This is a genomic window from Fibrobacter sp. UWB7 (assembly GCF_900142945.1).
Taxonomy (GTDB): Bacteria; Fibrobacterota; Fibrobacteria; order Fibrobacterales; family Fibrobacteraceae; genus Fibrobacter.
The window spans coordinates 350,330-369,802 of record NZ_FRCO01000001.1 but is presented as its reverse complement, the minus strand read 5'-3'; the positions used below and the strand labels follow the sequence as shown (position 1 = coordinate 369,802).

Sequence of the window (19,473 nt, the reverse complement as noted above, 5' to 3'; positions counted from 1 at the left end):
CGCAAATCATTTTTTTCTATATTAGGCGCACCGATTTGTTCGGAACCCTCCCGGAGCCAATGTCGGTTTCCGGGCGATAGACCAAAGGGACTCATTATGAGACAATACGAAACGATGGTGATCATCGACGCTATGATCTCTGACGACGCTATCAAGGCTGAAGTCGAGACCATCGGCAAGAACATCACCAGCGGCAACGGCGAAATTCTCCGCCGTGACGACTGGGGCAAGCGCAAGCTCGCATATACTATCAACAAGCGCCAGCACGGCTACTATGTCATCTTCTACTACAAGGCAGAAGCTGCAACGGTCGCTGCTATGGAAGCCGCTCTCAAGCTGAACGAAAACGTTCTCCGTTGGATGACCCTCGCTGATTATCCGATGAGCGAAATCGTCTACGATCAGACTCAGACACAGTCCACCGAAGAAATTGTTCCGGTTGACGCAGAAGAAGGGGAGGCTGAATAATGGCTTTTGAAGATAAGAAGCAGGCTACTCGCATCCGCCGCAAGAAGACTTGCTGGTTCACCGAGAACAACGTCAAGTTCATTGACTACAAGGACGAAAAGACTCTTCGTCGCTTTATCTCTGAACGTGGCAAGATCATCCCGCGCCGCATTTCTGGCACTTCCGCTAAGTATCAGCGTATGCTGAACGAAGCTATCAAGCGTGCCCGTCAGATGGCTATTCTCCCGTTCGTTTCGGACAGCATGCGTTAATAGGAGGAACTAGACTATGGAAATTATTCTTAAGGCTAACGTCCCCCACTTGGGCAAGATGCTCGACGTCGTGAAGGTTAAGGATGGTTACGCTCGTAACTACCTCTTCCCGCGTAAGCTCGCTGTTCGCGCAACTAAGGAAGCCAAGCTTGAAATCGAAAACAACCGCGCTGCTGTTGAAGCTCAGTTCCAGAAGGAACTCGCTGCTGCCGGCGATGTTGCTGCAAAGCTCGCTCAGGTTTCTGTCAACCTCGAACGCCGCGTTGTTGAAGGCGAACGTCTCTACGGTTCTGTGACCGCAGGTGACATCGCTGAAGCAATCACCAAGGCTGGTGTCAAGGTTTCTCGTGCTCAGATCGACCTTGCTGAACCGATCAAACAGCTCGGTGTCTACACCGTGACTGTCAAGGTCTTCAGCGACGTTGAAGCACAGGTCAAGGTTTGGGTGGTCGCTGAGAAGTAACTTCTAACGAAGTAATTTTCTTCAGTTCCACTGAAAATCTTACGGACCGCTCCCAATCGGGGGCGGTTCTTGCTTTTTATGCCCTATTTTACAACGTTTTGACGGCTTGCGTAGTTGAAATCGTAAGCAAAAAAATATATTTTTCATTGGGTTTGAATAATTGGGTCTGATTAATTTAAAAAGAGAGTGGTTTATGATTAAAAAGATTGCAATGTTTGCTCTTGCCGTTTCGGCGGCGTTTTCGAATGCTGTTGCTGCTGATGAATGCTCAGTTTTGATTTCGGATGATGATTTGACCTTTACCGGTAATCAGATAAAACCGTCCGTCACAAAAGTCGTTTGTGGCGATGATGAATATGCCGAATCCGATTTGGCTAGTGTTGTTTATGGTAAGAACATCAATGCAGGTACTGATGCAGGCTCTGTGACTGTAACTTTACCCAATGATGTTGTTGTTACAAAAACATTTCGAATTTATCCAAAGGGTGTCCGCATACTAGTTGATGATACTGAAAAGGAATTAGGAGCTGAAAATCCTGAATTTACTTGGACTATCGATGAAAATAGTGCTTTAGATGAATTGCAAGCCGATACTTTGGTAAAATTTCAAAAGGATCTTAAAAAGAATATAAAGTTGGTTTTAAGTGATGGTGATGAACAAGTGGGATCCACTTTTGATATTATCAAGGATCCGTCAGTCAATTTTCTTGAACTTTTCCCCAATTACAATATCATTGTGAAAACAGGAAAGTTGACCATTACAAAGACTAAGGTTGTTGTCGCTGCCGTGGATGCAAACAAGGTTTATGGCGAAACAGATCCTAAGCTTGAATATGTCATTACAGGTAACATCAAAAAAGCCGATTACGACAAGCTTGGTGAAATTTTGCCGTCTCGAGTTGATGGCGAAAAGGTTGGTTCTTATGATATTGAAGTTTCTGTAGAAAACATGGAAACGGAAGATTATATCGTTTCTACTTCTCCGGGTAAATTCACCATTTCTCAGGCCCCGGTTTCGCTTACTGTAGACGATGTCTCTAAAATTTATGGCGAGGCAACACCTGAATTTACTTATAAGGTCACTGGACTTATCGGCGAGGATGTCCTTTCGGGTGTGACTCTGTCTTGTGCAAAGTGCTCCTCGACTGGGCTTGAAAATGTTGGCGAATATGACATCACGGCAAGCGTGAAGGCAGCTTCCAACCCGAACTACGCGGTGACGACCACCGGTGGTACTTTGACGGTTACTCCGAAGGCTGCTAAGGTAACTGTAAATAAAGCGGAAAAGACTTATGGCGATAAGGACCCGGATTTTACTTTTGATGTAGACGGTCTTGTGAGCGAAGGTGAAGAACTTGAACTCCCGATAATTACTCGTGCCGAAGGTGAAAATGTCGGTACTTACAAGGTCTCTGTTTCGTTTGCCGAAGGCTCCAATTCCAATTATACGTTGACTGTAACGCCTTCTACTTTGACGATTAAACAGAAAGAAGTTACTTTGACTGTAACTGATGTCTTTAAGAAGTTTGGCGAAAAAGATCCGGAACTGGAATACACAGTTGAAGGACTTGCTACTTTTGATGGCGTTGAAGATGTCCTGAAGGATGTAGCTCTGTCTCGTGAACCGGGTGAAGATGCTGGTCTGTACACAATTACGGCTACGGTGGATGAAGAATCTAACCCCAATTACATCGTTACCACCATTGATGGTTCGTTTGGAATTACCGCAAATGAAGATAAGATTGTCGTTACGATTAAGGGACATACTGATACGGTGGAATACAATGGCAAGGAACGAATCGTCCAGGGCTTTGACATTACCTCCAATAGCGAAGTGTACTCCCTCTCGTATGTCAAGTATACCGGTGATTCTGTTGTTTCTGGAACCGATGCTGGCAAATACTTGATGGGTCTTTCTGCCTCGAACTTCAAGAATACTTCCGTTAACTATCCTAATGTGACGTTCAACATCACGGATGGTGTCTTGCTTGTGAAGCCGAGATCCTTGGTGGTTACGGCTTTGGCAGATACGATTACTTATGGCGATGCAACGCCGACGGAGTTCAAGTGGGTTGCCGATAGCCTTTTGGAAGGTGACGAACTGGACAACATCCATGTTTCGCTTGATAAGACCGGACTCCTCGATGCTGGTGATTATCCGCTTACATTTGATGCCCAGAGCCCGACAAATGGAAATTATGTTGTAAGTAGCTATGAAACGAATTCTCTTACGGTGCAACAAAAGGTTGTGACGGTTAAGATTGCCGATGCCCAGAAGGTTTATGGTGATCCGGATCCGGCTTCGTTCTTGTACGAAGTTACGGGCCTTATCGAAGGTGACGAATTGCCTGTGCTGACTCTTGCTCGTGAAGCGGGTGAAAACGTGCTTAAGGATGTCGATGGTGAAGATTCCACGTACCGTATTTCTGCAACGTTTGCTTCTGAACCGAGTGCAAATTACAAGGTAAAGATTAGACAGGGCAACTTCACGATTTTGCCGTACCCGAATAAGATTACGGTTGCCATTTTCGGTGAAGATGTCGTCATGAAGTATACGGGTGAAGAAATTACCGTAGACAAGAAGTTTGATGTCGCCCTTATTCCGTCTCTTGATTGTACGCTGTCTGCAGAATATACGTATTCTAAGGACTTTGTCGCTTACAAGGGCGAACCGACAGTATCTGGAACAGAAATGAGCATTTACCCCATGGGACTTGACGTTGCTGACTTTGTCAATGTTTCGCCAAACTTCCAGTATGTGAGCTTTGTTCTTTCTATTGACGGTAACCTCGTTATCGACGATAAGGGACCGGAAATCTCATTGGCTGCTGTAAAGGGCGTCAAAACGTTTAGGCTTTCTTCCATGAATCGCCGTATTCAGGTAAGCGGTTCCAAGGTGGGCGAACGTTATTCTGTCCACGATATGAAGGGTAGAGTTGTTCGCTCGGGCGTTGTCGATGCTGCTAATTTTGAAATCCCTGTGACGAATGCTGGTGTTTACATGGTGCGAGTTGGCTCTTCTGCTGCGCGAATTCGTGTCAAGTAGCCTTTAACTCGAAATTTTGACAAATAAAGCCTCGGATTTATGTCCGAGGCTTTTTGTTTTGACAACATTTTTTGCTATTTTAGAGATATATGCGCAAGTTTGCTCTTTTACCCTTGTTTCTTGGTCTCTCTCTAGCCCAGGTTTCTTTTGCCCAGGTACGAGACCTTTTCGCTGAATTCGAAGAAGAAGCTGCCGCCCCGGCAACGCAGGCGACACCCGAAGTGAAGACCCCGGCAACCCCCGCAAGCTCTGCTGCGGTTGCTCCGGTAAGTTCTTCTGCTAAGGCTCCGGCGAGTTCTGCTTCTAAAAAGTCCAAGGCGAAGTCCTCCAGCAGTAAGGCTGTGTCTAGCTCGTCGGCTGTACCGCTTTCGAGCTCCTCGGTGGTGGTAAGCTCTTCTTCTGTGGCTGTTAGCGAGCCTGCAAGTTCCGCAGCAATCAGTTCGCCATCGGTTGCTCCTATAGAATCGAGTTCTTCAGCTGCAGATATTGCTCCTGCAGTGGCGATTACGGATACGTCGGTGTTGGATTCTGCCGCTCGTGACTCGCTGATGCGCGAAGCCGCTATTGCAGAAGCCGAAAGGATTCGTGCCCAAGCCGATTCTTCGAGACGTGCTGATTCTCTTGCGCAGGCTCAGGCTGCAGGCCTTACGAATGTCAGTAGCAGTTCTGTTGCCGCATCTTCCAATAGCATAAGCCGTCGTGACCTTTTGGGACCGGTCAAAGTTTCCAAGGTCAATGGCATTGATGAAATGAAGGGCCGTTACAAGAATCCGCGCAAGGCTTTGTTCCTCTCGCTTTTGCTTCCTGGTGCAGGCCAGTTGTATGTTGGCGGTACGACGGCGACTTATGTCCGCGGTGGCGCTTACATGGCTTTGGAAGTGATTTTGTGGAGCAGCTGGGGTTACTTCTCAGTCTACAAGTATAACAAGCAGGTGGACAAGTACAAGAAATTTGCTAAGGAACATTATTCTATAGGCTTGTACGAAAGCGTCATGCATGATCTTTACAATGCGGATGCTGACCTTTATGGTGATGAATTTAATAGGCGTTATATGGGTTCCCGCAAATCGTTCTGCGAAGCGATTTATGGAAACGCAAATTATGGCGGTTGCTATCAGGATGACGCTCTGTTTAAGGATGATGCTCAGCACTTGAGCAAATTCCCGAAACCGGATAACAAGAAGGTGACGAATCTGGGCGTTGAAATGGCTAACTTTGGACGTTCCTTCAATAATGAATCCGAAGTGTTCCAGTTGATTTCGGAAGGGGCGTATGTCCGTGGCTGGGATGATGTTCAAAAAGAAGCTCAGGCAATCAATCTCAATCTCGAAGACCCGAACTCCGAGACTGTAGTTCTTGGCGAATCCGAGAATTTGAATACGTATCGTTCTATGCGTAACAAGGCCAATGACTTTGCCGACACGCAGGCGTGGTTTATCGGCGGCTTGATTCTGAACCATATCATTTCTGCTGTGGATGCCGCATTTACCGCTAATGCCCATAACAAAGTCCTCTACGAAGAAGACCTTTCCTGGTACGATCATCTGCGCTTCGATAGCGGTCTTTCGTTGACTGATTCCTTTGGCTGGTCTGTTCGTGCAAATTGGGGATTCTAATGCGTATAATTCTTGCCATACTGCTTGCGTCAGTCGCCGCTTTTTCGCAGACTGTGGTAAGCGTCGATGCCGACGTCTATAAGAATCGTGATAAGAACGTATTCCTTGCTGTCGGCGCTTCGGCACTTTTACCGGGTATGGGCGAGCTATACCTAAACGAAAAAAAGATGGTTCGCCCGTTTGTGTGGACTGACCTTGCTTTGTGGGTGGCTGCAATTGGTTCCTATGTCGTGGGCGACCGCTATGTGACGTCTGCGCATAATTATGCCGTTCGCCATGCCGGATTTACGGGCAACAAGAGTGTCTCTCTCTTGAATACGGTGGGTTCTTATCGCAGCCGTTCTGGTGTTTTTGGACAGAACTCCTCTCCGGATATGGACGAAGATTACAACCAGGCGATGATCCGTTCGGGCAAAAAAGTCGATGAAGAATTTTCAAGCGATGTCCAGTGGGACTGGGGCAGTTCTGACAATCCGGAAACTACGGAGCATATCGATGAATTCAAGAGTCGCATGCGCCATTACCGCGTGAGCCGCATTGTGTTCCAGGTTTCCGTGGGTGCACTGATTTTGAACCGCGTCGTTTCCATGCTTGATGCTATACGAGTTTACCGCGCAACGTCGAGCAAGTCTTTTTCGGAACGAGTGCAGTTTGAACCGGAATTTTATCAAGACGGCGGCGCGCTTTTGATGAACGTAAAATTTTAAATTTGTCATTCCCGCCTCAGTGCGGGAATGTCCTTTTTTATGCAACTTTTTAACTGTATCACGCATCTAAAAATTCGAAATTGAAAAGCCCTGGATTCTTCCACCTTCGGTGTCAGAATGACGGAATAAAATCAAACTACTTCTTATTGTTTACTTCCTACTTCTAACTAAAATATGAAACACCTTCTTTTAATAGCACTCTCTTCTCTTCTTCTTGTGGCTTGTGGTAGTAAAGACGATTCCGCCAAGGGCGCTCCTGCTGGCAAAGGCAATGGCGGCAAAAAGGGTGGTGCTCAGAGAGTGCTGAATGTCGAAGGTTATGTGGCAGAGCTTGGGTCACAGGGCAAGAACTTCCAGACGATGGCGACTCTCGTGCCGAAGAACAGCGTTTCGCTTTCGGCGGCAACTTCTGGCCGGCTGGTAAGCCTCAAGGCTAAAGATGGTGCAATAGTCAAGAAGGGTACACTCCTTGCAAAGATTGACGATTCTGAACTCCGTGCGCAGCTCAAGCAGGCGCAGTCGAACAAGATGCTTGCCGAGCAAAAGGAACAGCGTGTACGCGGTCTTTTTGAAAAGAACGGGGCGACCAAGCAGGATTTGGAATCGGCAGAAGCTTCTCTCAAGTCTGCTCAGGCTAGCGTAGAACTCATCCAGGCGCAACTTGCAAAGACAGAAGTCCGTGCGCCGTTTAGCGGCAAGCTGGGTTTTGTCGATGTGTCCGTGGGCGCCTGGCTCAACTCCGGTACGCCAATTGCAGAACTCAGCGAAGTGGACCGCCTCAAGGCAAAGTTCTCGCTCCCGCAGCGCTATGCGTCTGTCATCAAGGTGGGCGACAAGATTTCTCTCAAGGACTCTGAACGCAACGTTGAAAAGTTCGGTGTTGTCTCTGCGCTCGATGCCGTGATTTCTGAAAGCAGTCGCACTCGCCGCGTGATGGTCGATGTCGATAATGCGAAGGGCGAACTTATTGCAGGTAGCTTCGTAAGCGTGAATGTCGCTATGGAAGCTAGCAACGTGCAGAGCTTTACGATCCCGTCCGAAGCGATGATTCTCGACAGGGAAGGCGCTTACGTGTTTGTGAGCCAGGGCGGCAAGGCTAAGATCAAGCATATCACGACAGGACTTCGCACGCCGATGTCTGTGCAGGTGCTTTCGGGCCTTGATGTTGGCGATACGGTGATTGTTTCTGGCATTGTGAGCCTCCGCCCGGGTGCCGATGTCAAGATTAAGGGACTCCGCCATTCGATTAATTACGAGGTAGAGTAATGAGCGTAAGCCAGCTCTCCGTCCGTCGCCCAGTCCTCATGACTGTGATGGCGCTTGTCATCCTGTTGCTCGGTTTTTTTGGGCTCAGCTCTCTTGGCATTCGTGAATACCCGAACGTCGACTATCCGTTGATTCAGGTGCGTACCTCTTACCCGGGCGCAAACGCGGCCGTGGTCGAAGCGGAAGTCACTGAAATCTTGGAAGCCTCCATTAACAGCGCGTCTGGTATCAAGGCTTTGACGTCGACGAGCCGTGATGGTTTCTCTTACATCAGCATTGAATTTGAAACGGGTATGGACTTGGAAGCGGCTGCGAACGAAATTCGCGACCGCGTGAGCCGTGTGCGTCGCCGTTTGCCGGATGATGTTGATGAACCGACGGTCTACAAGTCCGATAGCGATAGCGACCCGATTTTGATGGTGAGCCTTGTGAGCGACAAATTCGACCCGATGGAAGTTTCAGAAATTGCGAACAACCACGTGAAGGAACGCTTGCAGACGATTAACGGTGTTTCGGAAGTGGCAATCTGGGGTGAAAAACGCCCGGTTGTGCGTTTGTGGATTGACCCGGTGCGTATGCAGGCGCTTGGCGTCTCGGGAGCGCAGATGGCTGCTGCCTTGAAACAAGGTAACTTGGAACTCCCGTCTGGTTCTATTGAAGGTACTGAAACGACTCTTTCAATCCGTACGCTTGGCCGAGTTATCGATCCGAAATCGTTTGGCAACATTGCGGTGAGAACGGCTGAGGATGGAACTGTAATCCGCATTTCTGATGTCGCGGATATCCATTACGAACCGAAAGATACGCGTACCGGTTTTAGACGTAACGGCAAGAATTCCATTACGCTTGCACTCATGGCGCAGCCGGGCAGTAACCATGTCGAAATTGCAAACGAATTCTACAAACGCGTCGAAGACATCCGTCGTGAAATCCCGGAAGGCGTGGAACTGCTTTATGGTCGCGATACTTCGATTAACATTCGCGCGTCCATCAAGGAAGTGGTGGAAACCATCTTTATTGCGTTTATTCTCGTGATTGCGATTATCTTTGCGTTCCTCCGCGAAGGCCGTACAACGTTTATCCCGATGGTCGTAGTGCCTGTATCTGTGATTGGTAGCTTCTTTGTGCTTTACCTTTGCGGGTTCAGTATCAACGTGCTTACGCTTTTGGCGATGGTCCTCGCGATTGGACTTGTCGTGGACGATGCTATTGTGATTGTGGAAAACATTTATCACAAGATTGAAAGTGGCATGACGCCGAAACAGGCGGCAATTGCAGGAACAAATGAAATCTTTTTTGCGGTGATTGCAACGTCAGTCGTGTTGATGGCTGTGTTTATCCCGGTGCTTGCCTTGGGCGGTACGACGGGTCTTTTGTTCCGCGAATTTGTGGCGGTGATGATTGGAACCGTGTTCCTCTCGACGCTTTGCGCTTTGACGCTTTCGCCGATGCTTTGTTCTAAATTCTTGAAACGCCAGAAAAAAGGTGCCTTTTATAAGTGGACGGAACCGTTCTTTGATGGATTGAACACTTTGTATTCCCGTTTGCTGGGCGGATTCCTCAAGTGGCGTTTGCTGTTGTTCCCGATTGTAGCGGTTCTCTTGTTTGGGGCGTACTTCTGCTTCAATAACATGAGTAGCGAAATGGCGCCGACCGAAGACTCCAACGCCGTTATGGTGAATATGAGCATGCCCGAAGGCGTGAACCTCTCGCGCACCAAGCGCATGGCTGATGAATTTGTCGATGAAGTGACTTCGATTCTCGATTCCAATGAATACACGGAATTCCAGGCGGGTGCTTGGAATGCGGGTAACTCGAGAATGCGTTTGTTCTTGAATGACGATAAGAAGGCTCGTCGTCCGCAGAGTGAAATTGCACGTGTGATTCAGGTGCTCGGTAACGAATACCCGGATTTGCGCGTGATGGTGTTTGAACCGCAGAGCATCAGTACGCAGCGCGGTGGTCTCCCGGTGCAGTTCGTTTTGCAGGCTCCGAACATCGAAGTGTTGCGAGACCTTGTTCCGAAATTTGAAGAAGCGGCTAGCAAGAGCCCTGTGTTTAGCGTGGTGAACAGCAACTTGCGCTTCACGAAGCCGGAACTCCACATCGAAATTTTGCGCGACAAGGCAAATGAAGAAGGTGTGTCGGTGAACGATATTGCACAGGCGGTGCAACTTGCGATTAGCGACCAGACTTATGGCGATTACTACAAAGATGGACGTCAGTACGATATCATTGGCGCTGTCGGTTACCAGTACCGCGATACGCCAGAAAACCTCTCGATGCTCACGGTCAAGAATGGCAAGGGCGAGCTGGTGAGCTTGGACAACTTTATTACGTACAAGGAACAGTCCGCTTCTCCATCACTCCCGCGTTACAACCGCTTTAGCGCGGCAACCATCCAGGCGGGTCTTGTTCCGGGCAAGACGATTGGCGATGGCGTCGAAGAAATGCGCCGCATTGCAAAGACGTTGTTGAAGGATTATCCAAGCGTGAGCACGACCTTGAGCGGTTCGTCTAAGGAATTCGAAGAAAGCTCTTCGGGACTCTACGTGGTGTTCTTGCTTGCGCTTGCGCTTGTGTTCTTGGTGCTCGCGGGGCAGTTCGAAAGCTTCCGTGCGCCGTTCGTGATTTTCTTTACGGTGCCGCTTGCACTTTCGGGCGCTTTGGTAAGCCTGTTTGTTACAGGTCAGACGCTCAACATCTTTAGCGAAATTGCCTTGATCTTGTTGATTGCTCTCGTGACGAAGAACGGTATCTTGATTGTGGAATTTGCAAACCAGATTGCCGAGAATACGGGCTGCAGCAAGCTCGAGGCGGCTCGGATGGCGGCGGAACGCCGCTTCCGCCCAATCCTCATGACGAGCCTTTCTACGGTATTGGGCGCAGTGCCGCTCATCCTGACCGGCACCCCGAGCCGCATTGCAATGGGTGTTGCGATTGTTGGCGGTCTCACGTTTGCGACGTTCATGACGCTCTTTATTGTGCCTGCCGCCTATAGCTTCTTCGCCGGAAAGGTCGAAGGTACCCGCACTGACGCAAGCAAGATGGCGTAGCGGCAACGCCGCTACTTCACCAGCTGAAACACTTTCTCGCCTTCACGGCTCATGCCGTAGCGGGTGCGGAGAATTTCTTCTTTGTAGAGGGAATCGGTCTTTAGTTTTTGGATGAGTTCGTCGCGCTGTTCGATAACTTTGCTTAGCGAATCAATTTGCATCTGGTAAAGCTGGATTTCTTTCGCAATTCTACGCTGCTCCGGAATACTGTTCTTGCCGAACAGCAAATGAAACACCAAGAACGCGAACGTAATCACGGTGGCAATTCCAATAATAAGCCGAATGTGCAACTATTATGCTCCGTTAAAATAGAATTGGAAGTTGTCCTTTGATGAAACTAGACCAGATATTTCTAGCTCCGTCAATATAGCTAAAAGTTCAGGCGCCTTAAAGTCAAATTCTTGCTGAAGTTCCGAAAAAGTTTTGCGGAACCCGTTAAACCGTTCAAAGACTTTTTGTGCCCCGCTGGAGAGTTGTACCCCATACGTGGTCAATTGCTCGATTTTAGCCCCTTCGAGGCGTGGAATCCCGGCGACTGCTCGTAGACTTTCGGGGATAAAGACTGCTTTGGCGTGTCCGCTGTCGAGGAGCGCGTTTGTGCCGCTGTAGAGCTCGCAGTCAAAGTTCCCGGGGCAGGCGAGGAGCTGTTTCCCTTCGTCTAGGCAAAATTGTGCGGTGAGGAGGGCGCCTCCTTTTTTACGGCTCTGGACCACGAGTGTCGATTGGCTGAGTCCGCTGATGATGCGGTTCCGTGCGATGAAGTTCCCCTTGTAGGCTGGCGTATCACCTTCGTATTCGCTTAATAGGGCGCCTCCTGCGTCTAAAATTCGTTGGGCGAGTAAGGCTCGTTCCCCCTCGATTTTTGCCTCTAGACCTTGTGCGAGGACTGCTATTGTGGGAATCCCTGCATCGAGGGCGGCGCGGTGGCAAAAGCTGTCTATGCCCTGTGCAAGCCCCGAAATAACAACGGCTTTTGTGGATCGGAGTGAATCGACGAGCCGTATACAGAGCTCTTCGGCTGACGCGGACGGGCGGCGTGTGCCGACCATGGCGATGCCGATTTTATCGTTTGTGGGGAGGGAGCCTTTGCAAAAGAGTTGTTTCGGACAATATTTGGATGCTTGTAATGCGAGTGGATATTTTTCGGGAGTGAGTTTCGTTTCCATACTGTTTCGTACCCCGGATGTATTTGGGGGTGTCGTACTTGGTGAAAATAAAATTAAGGGATATAAGAAACGATATAAGTAAGGATCTAATAAAGGTGTAACTTAATTTACTGAATTTGATGAGTAAAAACAAGAGTGCGCGTTTACTTTTATCTTTTCTATCTTTGGGCGCATGAAATACACGTTTAAGGATCTCGTCGATATTATGGCTCGTCTGCGTTCGGAAAATGGCTGCCCGTGGGACCGCCAGCAAACCACGCATTCGCTGTTGCCATATCTGGTTGAAGAAAGCTGTGAGTTTATCGATGCCGCGCAAGATGGCGACAAGGAGCACATGTGCGAGGAACTCGGCGATGTGCTGTTCCAGGTAATTTTCCATTCGCAGGTGTGCAAGGAACAGGGCAACTTTACGATTGATGACGTGATCCAGGGCTTGTGCGAAAAGATGGTGCGCAGGCATCCGCATGTGTTTGGGGATGCAAAAGTGGATACGGCAAATGACGTGAGCCGCCGCTGGGAACGCATCAAGGCGCAAGAAAAGAACAACTTAAAGCATGCGGGCGAGTCTATTATGGACAAAGTCAGCAAGAGCATGCCCACGCTCGCGCGCTCACAAGATATTATCCGCCGTGTGGCGAAAGTCGGTTTTGACTGGGGCGAGGCTGCTCCCGTGTTCGACAAGGCGCAAGAGGAATTTGCGGAATTCCGTGCCGAGATGGAAAAGATTTCTCCCGAGAATGCAAATGTGGATCGCTTGGAAGATGAATTCGGCGATATCATGTTCAGTCTCGTGAATGTGGCTCGCCATTGCGGATTCAACGCAAACATCGCCTTGCAACGCGCGAACAACAAGTTTGAAAAGCGCTTCCGCGAAGTAGAACGCCGCGTCAAGGAACAGGGCAAGGAAATCAAGGACGTGGGCTTAGAAGGCTTGCAAAAGCTGTGGAAAGAAGCGAAGCTTAGTCATTAGTCAATGGTCATTGGTCAGTAGTCATTGTCCGCTACTCCAAGTTGGAATGTTCCGCGCGGGATTAAAAGAGTGCGCGAAATTTTGTTCGCGCTTTCGATTCGTGTGCTATATTATTCTTGTGGCACAAGTAAATTCTGGTTCTGAGACGGGAAGCCGAATCGAATCGCGGAGTAGAACTTACTAGTGTTACGTTTATACGAGAGTCCCGTGAACGCATTACGGGACTCTTCTTTTGTGCGAATTACTGTGTGTGTGTTAACCCTAAACAAAAGACCTGCAACTTCCGTTGCAGGCCTTTTAAACTTTCGAGAAGTTCTAGGACTAAGCTCTAGCCTTGACCTTGTCGCCGTACTTCTTGATGAGTTCTTCCTGGATGTTCTTCGGAACCGGGAGGTACTTGCAGAATTCCATCGTGAATTCTGCCTTACCCTGGGTCATGGAGCGGAGGTCCGTAGCATAACCGAACATTTCGGAAAGCGGAACTTCTGCATCGATCGTGGTCATGCCCTGTTCTTCGCTAGTGCCAGTGATTGCACCACGACGCTGGGAAACGTTACCCACGACACCGCCCTGGAATTCGGTCGGGGTCTGGATTTCGACCTTCATGATCGGTTCGAGAATCTGAGCGCCAGCCTTAGCGAAAGCTTCGCGGAAGGCCATACGGGCTGCAACCTGGAACGCCATATCAGAGGAGTCGACCGGGTGGAATGCACCATCCTGGACTTCCATTTCGATACCGACAACCGGGAAGCCGATCAAAGAACCTGCTTCCATGCAGCTCTGGAAACCCTTATCGCAAGACGGGATGTATTCCTTCGGAATACGGCCACCGACGACGGAGTTGACGAAGTTGTAGACCTTTTCCTGGTCGCCTTCGACTGGCATCGGACGCATTTCACCGACAACCTTAGCGTACTGACCAGAACCACCGGTCTGCTTCTTGTGGGTGTAGTCGAACTTGGCCGGGCGGGTGATGGTTTCGCGGTAAGCAACCTGCGGAGCACCAGTCGTCACGTCGCACTTGTATTCACGGCGCATACGTTCGATATAAACGTCAAGGTGGAGTTCGCCCATACCCTTGATGATGGTCTGACCAGATTCCTTGTCAACTTCGACCTGGAACGTCGGGTCTTCCTTCGTGAAGCGGTTGAGGGCCTTGGACATGTTGTCGAGGTCGTCACGGTTCTTGGCTTCAATAACAAGTTCGATAACCGGGTTAGGAACGTGCATAGAAGTCATGTTGTAGTGGTTCTTGCCATCCGTGAATGTCGTACCGGATGCGCAGTCGATACCGAACAGAGCAACGATGTCGCCTGCACCGGCTTCGGTGATGTCCACCATTTCGTCAGCGTGCATACGGACGAGACGGCCAACGGAAACCTTCTTGCCGGTTGCCATGTTGGTGATCATGTCGCCCTTCTTGAGGGTACCCTGGTAAACGCGGACGTAGGTGAGCTGGCCATAGCGGTCGTTCACGAGCTTGAATGCGTAGCAGACGAGCGGTGCGTTGTCTTCGGACTTGAGGATAACTTCAGCTTCGTTGTTGTCGAGGTCGAGAGCCTTGTTTTCAACGTCGGTCGGGCACGGGAGGAAGTCGATGACGCCGTCGAGGAGCTTCTGGACACCAATGTTCTTGTGAGCAGAACCCATGAACACCGGAGTGATGTCGAGACGGATGGTAGCTTCGCGGATGACCTTCTTGAGGAGGTTCTTGTCGATCTGATCGACACCGTATTCGCCTTCCATAGCCTTTTCCATGACTTCGTCGCTGTAGTCAGCGCAGCAGTCAACGAGCTTTTCGCGGTATTCGTTAGCCTGGTCGACGAGTTCTTCCGGAATTTCCTTTTCGATCATGTCGTCGCCATTGTCGCCTTCGAAGTAGTATGCCTTCATTTCGAGAAGGTCGACCACGCCCTTAAGATTGGATTCCAAACCTATAGGAATCTGCATGACGCACGGCTTGTGGTTGAGCTTTTCCTTGAGCATGACTGCAACGCGGAGCGGATTTGCACCAGAGCGGTCGCACTTGTTCACGAACACGACGCGCGGCACATGGTAACGGCGCATTTGGCGGTCAACGGTAATAGACTGGGACTGGACGCCTTCAACGCCAGTGAGGACGAGGATAGCACCGTCCAACACGCGGAGAGAACGTTCCACTTCGATCGTGAAGTCCACGTGCCCCGGGGTATCGATGATGTTGATGGAGTCGCGTTCACCGGTCTTGGTGTGAGTCCAGTTTGCAAACGTAGCGGCAGACTGAATCGTAATACCGCGTTCGCGTTCAAGTTCCATGGAGTCCATCGTGGCACCGACGCCGTCTTTACCACGAACTTCGTGGATAGCGTGGATACGCTTTGTGAAGTAGAGGATACGTTCGGTAAGAGTAGTCTTACCGGAGTCGATGTGAGCAGAAATACCAATATTTCTGTGCAGCTGAATGTCTTTCATATTTTTATTCCACTAATGGAGTTGATGTTATTGAATGTTGCGCCCAAAAATAGAAAATTTTGGGGGGAACTCAAGGGCGGTTTTTCATTTGATAGTATAAAAGGGGGGTAAAATGGCTAAAATTGGCCTAAAATGCAAAAAAGCAACCATAAAAATGGCTGCTTCGTTTTGCTTAAATGAGAAAATTTTTGTTTATACGTTTTCGTCGGGAGTTGCTTCGGCGTCTTTTTCTCCAGTCGCGCTTTGTTCTATAGAAGGTTCGTTTGAATCTGGATTTTTGTCTATAGAATTTTCGACAAGCTCCGGCTTTTCGATACCTTCGAGAGCCTTGAAGTAAGCCATGGCGGTCTTTCCGACTTCGGTGGTATCAAAGTATGTGTAGGCTCCGTTACCGATGGCTCCGATTGCCGGGATGGCTCGAAGGGCGATGCGCCCGAGGAAGTTCGCGGATATTTTGACGCCTATTTTCTGGAGCAGTTTCTGGAGGGCTGTTAATGACAGCTTCTGGACGACAATGCGGCTGCCAGTACGGACTGCGACATCTCGTAGGAGCGATGCTGCACTGTGGCGGAACAAACACCAAACCATCGCTTCACGGCTGAGCATGGCAAACTTGCCGTACGTGCAGGCGATGTCGGAGACGAGCTGCGCCTGGATACGCCAAACTGCTGCTATATCAGGAATGGAGGTTAAGACACCGGTGAAACCTGCCGGGATAGAGAGCGAGGTACTTACTGTGGCTGCTTTGAGGGCGGCTTGCTTGATCAGTACGTCGGCGCGTTTGTCGGGGTCGTTGTTCGGGCAAAGGAGCGAGTCCGGGATATCCGTAATCAGGTTGAATATAATCGAGTTGAACATTTCCTGGATGGATTCGTTCTTTTTGTCTTTGAATTCTTTGAAATTTAACATGGGCAAGCTCCTTTCTCCTATTTCAAGAACATTTTAACAATTTCTGCGATGTTTTGGGGAATTTTATATTCAGAATTGTATTTTTCAAGTACTATTTTGAGGATTTCATTCACCCAGATCCTATCTGATGCTGCGTTTTGAACGCTAATTTCGGTTTCTCCGTTTCTTTCAGTAAGTTTGTAGTTTATGTGGAACGAAATCGGGGTGGTCTCGCCATGGGGGATGACTGTAAGGTCAATAGTCTGTTTTTCGGCATTGACGCTGAAGGAGACGTTGTTTAAATTCTTTTGAGGCTGGGTTTCCATGAATACTCCTTCTGGGGTGATTAAAACATCATTTTGGCAAAAAGACCGGTTCCCTTGGGGAGCGCTTGTTTGAATGGGGCGCCCTTGAGCCACAAGGCTGCGATTTCATTAATCAAAACTCTTTCACTTTCTATTTTGTTTATAACAATCAGAGTGTTTTGATCTGTGTCTTCGAAACAGTAGTACGCACAAATTTTGGTTGGCGTCGTTTCGCCTTTCAAAAGCATTGTGATGTTAATCCGGTTTTCTTCTGACTCGATATCGATGTTTAAAATTTCGCCAAATCTTTTTATGATGTCGAGCCGCTGGACGAACATTTCGATGGCTTTATCACGTGCACTACTAAGTAAAGACATTATGAAGTCGTTGGTTTTATGGTTTGCGATTGTGATGGTAATATATATTTTTTTGAAAAAAACGCAAAAAATAACACCTCGTGCATTTTACGGCGCGAGGCGTTTTGAATTGCATTAAATGTAGCGGGTTAGCGCGGGAGCGTGAGGATGTCGATGCCATCCTTGGTCTTCACGACGGTGTGTTCCCACTGGGCGCTGAGAGAGCCGTCGCGGGTCACAGCTGTCCAGCCGTCAGAGAGCGTCTTTGTTCCCGGGCGTCCGACGTTGAGCATCGGTTCGACCGTAAAGACGTTACCGACTTCGATGAACGGGCAACGTTCGTAGTTGCGGAAGTGGTAGACGGTCGGTTCTTCGTGGAAGCCGCGACCGATGCCGTGACCGCAGTAGTCTTCGACAACGCTAAAGCCGTGTTCGTCGGCGATGTCCTGGATGGCGCAGCCGATGTCGTTCCAGTGTGCGCCTCTTTCGCCTGCAGCGCGGATGCCTTCTTCCATGCAGAACTTGGCGGTATCGACAAGTTCGCGGGCAATGTCAGAGACTTTGCCGACGCAGAACATGGCGGAGGTATCGCCGTGGTAGCCGGAGAGGATTGTGGTGATGTCGATGTTCACGATGTCGCCATCCTTGAGGATGGTGTTCGCGTTCGGGATGCCGTGGCAGACAACTTCGTTGATGCTGATGCAGGCGTAGCGCGGGTAACCGTGGTAGCCCATGCAGGCGGAGATGCCCTTGTGCTGGCGAGTGTAGTCGCCGATGAATTCATCGATTTCGAGCGTGGAAACGCCGGGCTTGCACATTTCGCCCGCACGGATCAGCGTTTCGGCAGCGAGAGCGCCGGCATCGCGGATCAGTTCGATTTCTTTTGCGGATTTTACTTTGATCTTAGCCATTTTTAGGTCTTCTTGTTTTTATTTAAGTTCTTTTATGCGCCTACTTTTTCCATGCGAATCTGTCGAGCAGGTAGGCGAGGAGCATCTGGTCGTCGGTGGTACCGTTCGCAAGGTCTTTTACGAGCGGGAGCATGCGGCTGATGCGTTCAGTTGCTTTTTGACCGCCGAAGTGCTTGCGGACTTCTTCGAGGCGGACGCGTGTACGTTCACTTACCTTCTTCGCGATTTCTTCATTTGTGAGCGGATCCATCTTGATGAAGTTGATGCCGAAGTCGACTGCCGTCTGGCGGAGGTCGATTTCTTCGACTGGTGTGATGAGCGAAATGCAGAGACCGCTGCGGCCTGCACGGGCGGTACGTCCGCTGCGGTGCACATAGACTTCGTGGTCAGCGGGGTGGTCATAGACAATCACGTGCGTTACGTGGTCCACGTCGATACCGCGAGCGGCCACGTCTGTGCAGATGAGAATCTTGAGCTTCTTGTCGCGGAAGGCGTTGAGCGTTTTTTCGCGGAGACTCTGGGCGACATCGCCACTGAGTGCACCGACTTCAAAGCCGTAACCGGAGAGCACCTGTTCGAGGTAGCTCACGTCGCGCTTATAGTTGCAGAAAATCATGCAGCTTTCGGGATGGTAGTATTCCAGAACCTTGATGGTCATGGAATCCTTTTCCATCACGTCGCAAGTGTAGTAGCGGTGTTCGAGGTTGTTCGCGATGACCTTGTCGTAGCTGAGCGAAAGGAAATCGGCACCCGGGCGCTGGAATTCGCGGGCAAGGCTCTTGACCGTCTGCGGAATTGTTGCACTGTACATTGTGCAAGAGATGGCCTTCGGCAAGTACTTGCGGATTTTCTGCATGTCGGGGTAGAAACCCATCGAGAGCATTTCGTCTGCTTCGTCGAGGACGAGGTCGCGGATAGAAAGTAAGTCTACATTACCGCGCTGGATGTGGTCCATGAGGCGGCCCGGAGTAGCGACAATCACATGTACGCCAGAACGGAGAGCCTTGATTTGCGGTTCGTAGTTCACGCCGCCAAAGATAGCGACGGACTTGATTCCCGTACCCTTGGAGAGCTTTTCAAATTCTTCTTGCACTTGGATGCAGAGTTCTCGCGTCGGCACGAGGATAAGTGCTTGCGGATACGGATGGTCACGGACGATGACCTGCAAAAGCGGGAGGGCGTATGCGCCAGTCTTGCCCGAACCCGTCTTCGATTGCACGAGCATATCGCGGGCAGCGAGCATATAAGGAATGGATTTGCGCTGGACTGGCATCAGTTCGGTCCAGCCGTGTTCCCGGAGAATAGCTTTCTGTTCTTCGGGGAGCATATCAAACGTATAATCGGGGAGCTTATTCTTGGGCTCGATAATTTTGACAGGCGTTAAAAACGGATTTACTCTTTCTTTCGTTTCTTCTTTAATTTCGTCACTCATAGTGGTGCCAAATTTAGCAAAAGGCGAGCGCCGCGGCAAAACAACTTGTTGTTTTGATATGGTCGAGCCGAGCTAAATGCGCCCAAGGGGCGCAAATTTAGAAAATAGACGAGAGACGAGT

The 19,473-nt window shown here is 49.6% G+C and carries 17 protein-coding genes; 9 read left to right on the top strand and 8 right to left on the bottom strand.

The features are described 5' to 3' along the window. The first annotated feature begins 96 nt into the window (after window positions 1-96). The 8 genes from rpsF (at window position 97) to BUC30_RS01490 (ending at window position 10,873) form a co-directional block, all read left to right on the top strand. On the top strand, window positions 97-468 hold the full coding sequence (rpsF, locus tag BUC30_RS01525) for a 30S ribosomal protein S6 (protein ID WP_073423210.1): 372 nt from the start codon (window positions 97-99) through the stop codon (window positions 466-468). Then, the gene (gene rpsR, locus BUC30_RS01520) at window positions 468-719 is read left to right on the top strand and encodes a 30S ribosomal protein S18 (protein WP_012820327.1); all 252 of its coding nucleotides are present in this window, start codon (window positions 468-470) and stop codon (window positions 717-719) included. The genes rpsF and rpsR overlap by 1 nt, the downstream gene beginning before the upstream one ends. Window positions 720-735: 16 nt before the next feature. Beyond that, complete coding sequence (gene rplI, locus BUC30_RS01515; RefSeq protein WP_012820326.1) at window positions 736-1,182, top strand: 50S ribosomal protein L9; 447 nt, start codon at window positions 736-738, stop codon at window positions 1,180-1,182. Between the two features lie 193 nt (window positions 1,183-1,375). Next, a complete protein-coding gene (locus BUC30_RS01510; protein ID WP_073423209.1) occupies window positions 1,376-4,228 on the top strand; it encodes an MBG domain-containing protein in 2,853 nt (950 codons plus the stop codon). 89 nt (window positions 4,229-4,317) lie between these two features. After that, a complete protein-coding gene (locus BUC30_RS01505; protein ID WP_073423208.1) occupies window positions 4,318-5,844 on the top strand; it encodes a hypothetical protein in 1,527 nt (508 codons plus the stop codon). Further along, window positions 5,844-6,551 carry a hypothetical protein gene (locus BUC30_RS01500; protein WP_073423207.1) on the top strand — a complete coding sequence of 236 codons (708 nt, stop codon included), beginning with the start codon at window positions 5,844-5,846 and terminating at the stop codon, window positions 6,549-6,551. The genes BUC30_RS01505 and BUC30_RS01500 overlap by 1 nt, the downstream gene beginning before the upstream one ends. A 174-nt stretch (window positions 6,552-6,725) precedes the next feature. Next, window positions 6,726-7,817, top strand: a complete 1,092-nt coding sequence (locus BUC30_RS01495; protein WP_073423206.1) for an efflux RND transporter periplasmic adaptor subunit — start codon at window positions 6,726-6,728, stop codon at window positions 7,815-7,817. Continuing rightward, window positions 7,817-10,873, top strand: a complete 3,057-nt coding sequence (locus BUC30_RS01490; protein ID WP_073423205.1) for an efflux RND transporter permease subunit — start codon at window positions 7,817-7,819, stop codon at window positions 10,871-10,873. Before BUC30_RS01495 ends, BUC30_RS01490 begins: the two co-directional genes overlap by 1 nt. Before the next feature lie 11 nt (window positions 10,874-10,884). Here the strand turns inward: BUC30_RS01490 and BUC30_RS01485 are convergent, their stop codons facing one another. Continuing rightward, window positions 10,885-11,130: an FtsB family cell division protein gene (locus BUC30_RS01485; RefSeq protein WP_244536429.1), complete on the bottom strand. Its 246-nt coding sequence runs from the start codon at window positions 11,128-11,130 to the stop codon at window positions 10,885-10,887. A 36-nt stretch (window positions 11,131-11,166) separates the two neighbouring features. Next, a complete protein-coding gene (locus BUC30_RS01480; RefSeq protein WP_073423203.1) occupies window positions 11,167-12,039 on the bottom strand; it encodes a DNA-processing protein DprA in 873 nt (290 codons plus the stop codon). Between the two features lie 172 nt (window positions 12,040-12,211). Here BUC30_RS01480 and mazG point away from each other — a divergent pair, with 172 nt between their 5' ends. Further along, entirely contained in the window at window positions 12,212-13,009 is a 798-nt protein-coding gene (mazG, locus tag BUC30_RS01475; protein ID WP_073423202.1) for a nucleoside triphosphate pyrophosphohydrolase, read from the top strand. Between the two features lie 321 nt (window positions 13,010-13,330). On the opposite strand, the gene fusA is transcribed toward mazG, so the two are convergent. The 6 genes from fusA to BUC30_RS01445 all read right to left on the bottom strand — a co-directional run bounded on the left by fusA (window position 13,331) and on the right by BUC30_RS01445 (window position 19,352). Then, a complete protein-coding gene (gene fusA / locus BUC30_RS01470) occupies window positions 13,331-15,460 on the bottom strand; it encodes an elongation factor G (RefSeq protein WP_073423201.1) in 2,130 nt (709 codons plus the stop codon). 192 nt (window positions 15,461-15,652) lie between these two features. Next, window positions 15,653-16,369 (bottom strand): EcsC family protein, encoded by a 717-nt coding sequence (locus BUC30_RS01465; protein WP_073423200.1) that lies wholly within the window; start codon window positions 16,367-16,369, stop codon window positions 15,653-15,655. A gap of 17 nt (window positions 16,370-16,386) precedes the next feature. After that, the gene (locus BUC30_RS01460) at window positions 16,387-16,674 is read right to left on the bottom strand and encodes a hypothetical protein (protein WP_073423199.1); all 288 of its coding nucleotides are present in this window, start codon (window positions 16,672-16,674) and stop codon (window positions 16,387-16,389) included. A gap of 20 nt (window positions 16,675-16,694) precedes the next feature. Further along, entirely contained in the window at window positions 16,695-17,030 is a 336-nt protein-coding gene (locus BUC30_RS01455) for a hypothetical protein (RefSeq protein ID WP_073423198.1), read from the bottom strand. 128 nt (window positions 17,031-17,158) lie between these two features. Next, a complete protein-coding gene (gene map / locus BUC30_RS01450) occupies window positions 17,159-17,920 on the bottom strand; it encodes a type I methionyl aminopeptidase (RefSeq protein ID WP_012820312.1) in 762 nt (253 codons plus the stop codon). Between the two features lie 40 nt (window positions 17,921-17,960). Next, on the bottom strand, window positions 17,961-19,352 hold the full coding sequence (locus BUC30_RS01445; protein ID WP_073423197.1) for a DEAD/DEAH box helicase: 1,392 nt from the start codon (window positions 19,350-19,352) through the stop codon (window positions 17,961-17,963). Window positions 19,353-19,473 lie beyond the last annotated feature (121 nt).

Bases quoted from the DNA above. Each gene is read 5' to 3' on its own strand.
- BUC30_RS01480 (WP_073423203.1), bottom strand. From the start codon at position 12,039: ATGGAAACGAAACTCACTCCCGAAAAATATCCACTCGCATTACAAGCA.
- BUC30_RS01460 (WP_073423199.1), bottom strand. From the start codon at position 16,674: ATGGAAACCCAGCCTCAAAAGAATTTAAACAACGTCTCCTTCAGCGTC.
- BUC30_RS01465 (WP_073423200.1), bottom strand. From the start codon at position 16,369: ATGTTAAATTTCAAAGAATTCAAAGACAAAAAGAACGAATCCATCCAG.
- map (WP_012820312.1), bottom strand. From the start codon at position 17,920: ATGGCTAAGATCAAAGTAAAATCCGCAAAAGAAATCGAACTGATCCGC.
- rpsR (WP_012820327.1), top strand. From the start codon at position 468: ATGGCTTTTGAAGATAAGAAGCAGGCTACTCGCATCCGCCGCAAGAAG.
- BUC30_RS01495 (WP_073423206.1), top strand. From the start codon at position 6,726: ATGAAACACCTTCTTTTAATAGCACTCTCTTCTCTTCTTCTTGTGGCT.
- BUC30_RS01445 (WP_073423197.1), bottom strand. From the start codon at position 19,352: ATGAGTGACGAAATTAAAGAAGAAACGAAAGAAAGAGTAAATCCGTTT.
- mazG (WP_073423202.1), top strand. From the start codon at position 12,212: ATGAAATACACGTTTAAGGATCTCGTCGATATTATGGCTCGTCTGCGT.
- rpsF (WP_073423210.1), top strand. From the start codon at position 97: ATGAGACAATACGAAACGATGGTGATCATCGACGCTATGATCTCTGAC.
- BUC30_RS01510 (WP_073423209.1), top strand. From the start codon at position 1,376: ATGATTAAAAAGATTGCAATGTTTGCTCTTGCCGTTTCGGCGGCGTTT.
- BUC30_RS01505 (WP_073423208.1), top strand. From the start codon at position 4,318: ATGCGCAAGTTTGCTCTTTTACCCTTGTTTCTTGGTCTCTCTCTAGCC.
- rplI (WP_012820326.1), top strand. From the start codon at position 736: ATGGAAATTATTCTTAAGGCTAACGTCCCCCACTTGGGCAAGATGCTC.
- BUC30_RS01490 (WP_073423205.1), top strand. From the start codon at position 7,817: ATGAGCGTAAGCCAGCTCTCCGTCCGTCGCCCAGTCCTCATGACTGTG.
- BUC30_RS01455 (WP_073423198.1), bottom strand. From the start codon at position 17,030: ATGTCTTTACTTAGTAGTGCACGTGATAAAGCCATCGAAATGTTCGTC.
- fusA (WP_073423201.1), bottom strand. From the start codon at position 15,460: ATGAAAGACATTCAGCTGCACAGAAATATTGGTATTTCTGCTCACATC.
- BUC30_RS01500 (WP_073423207.1), top strand. From the start codon at position 5,844: ATGCGTATAATTCTTGCCATACTGCTTGCGTCAGTCGCCGCTTTTTCG.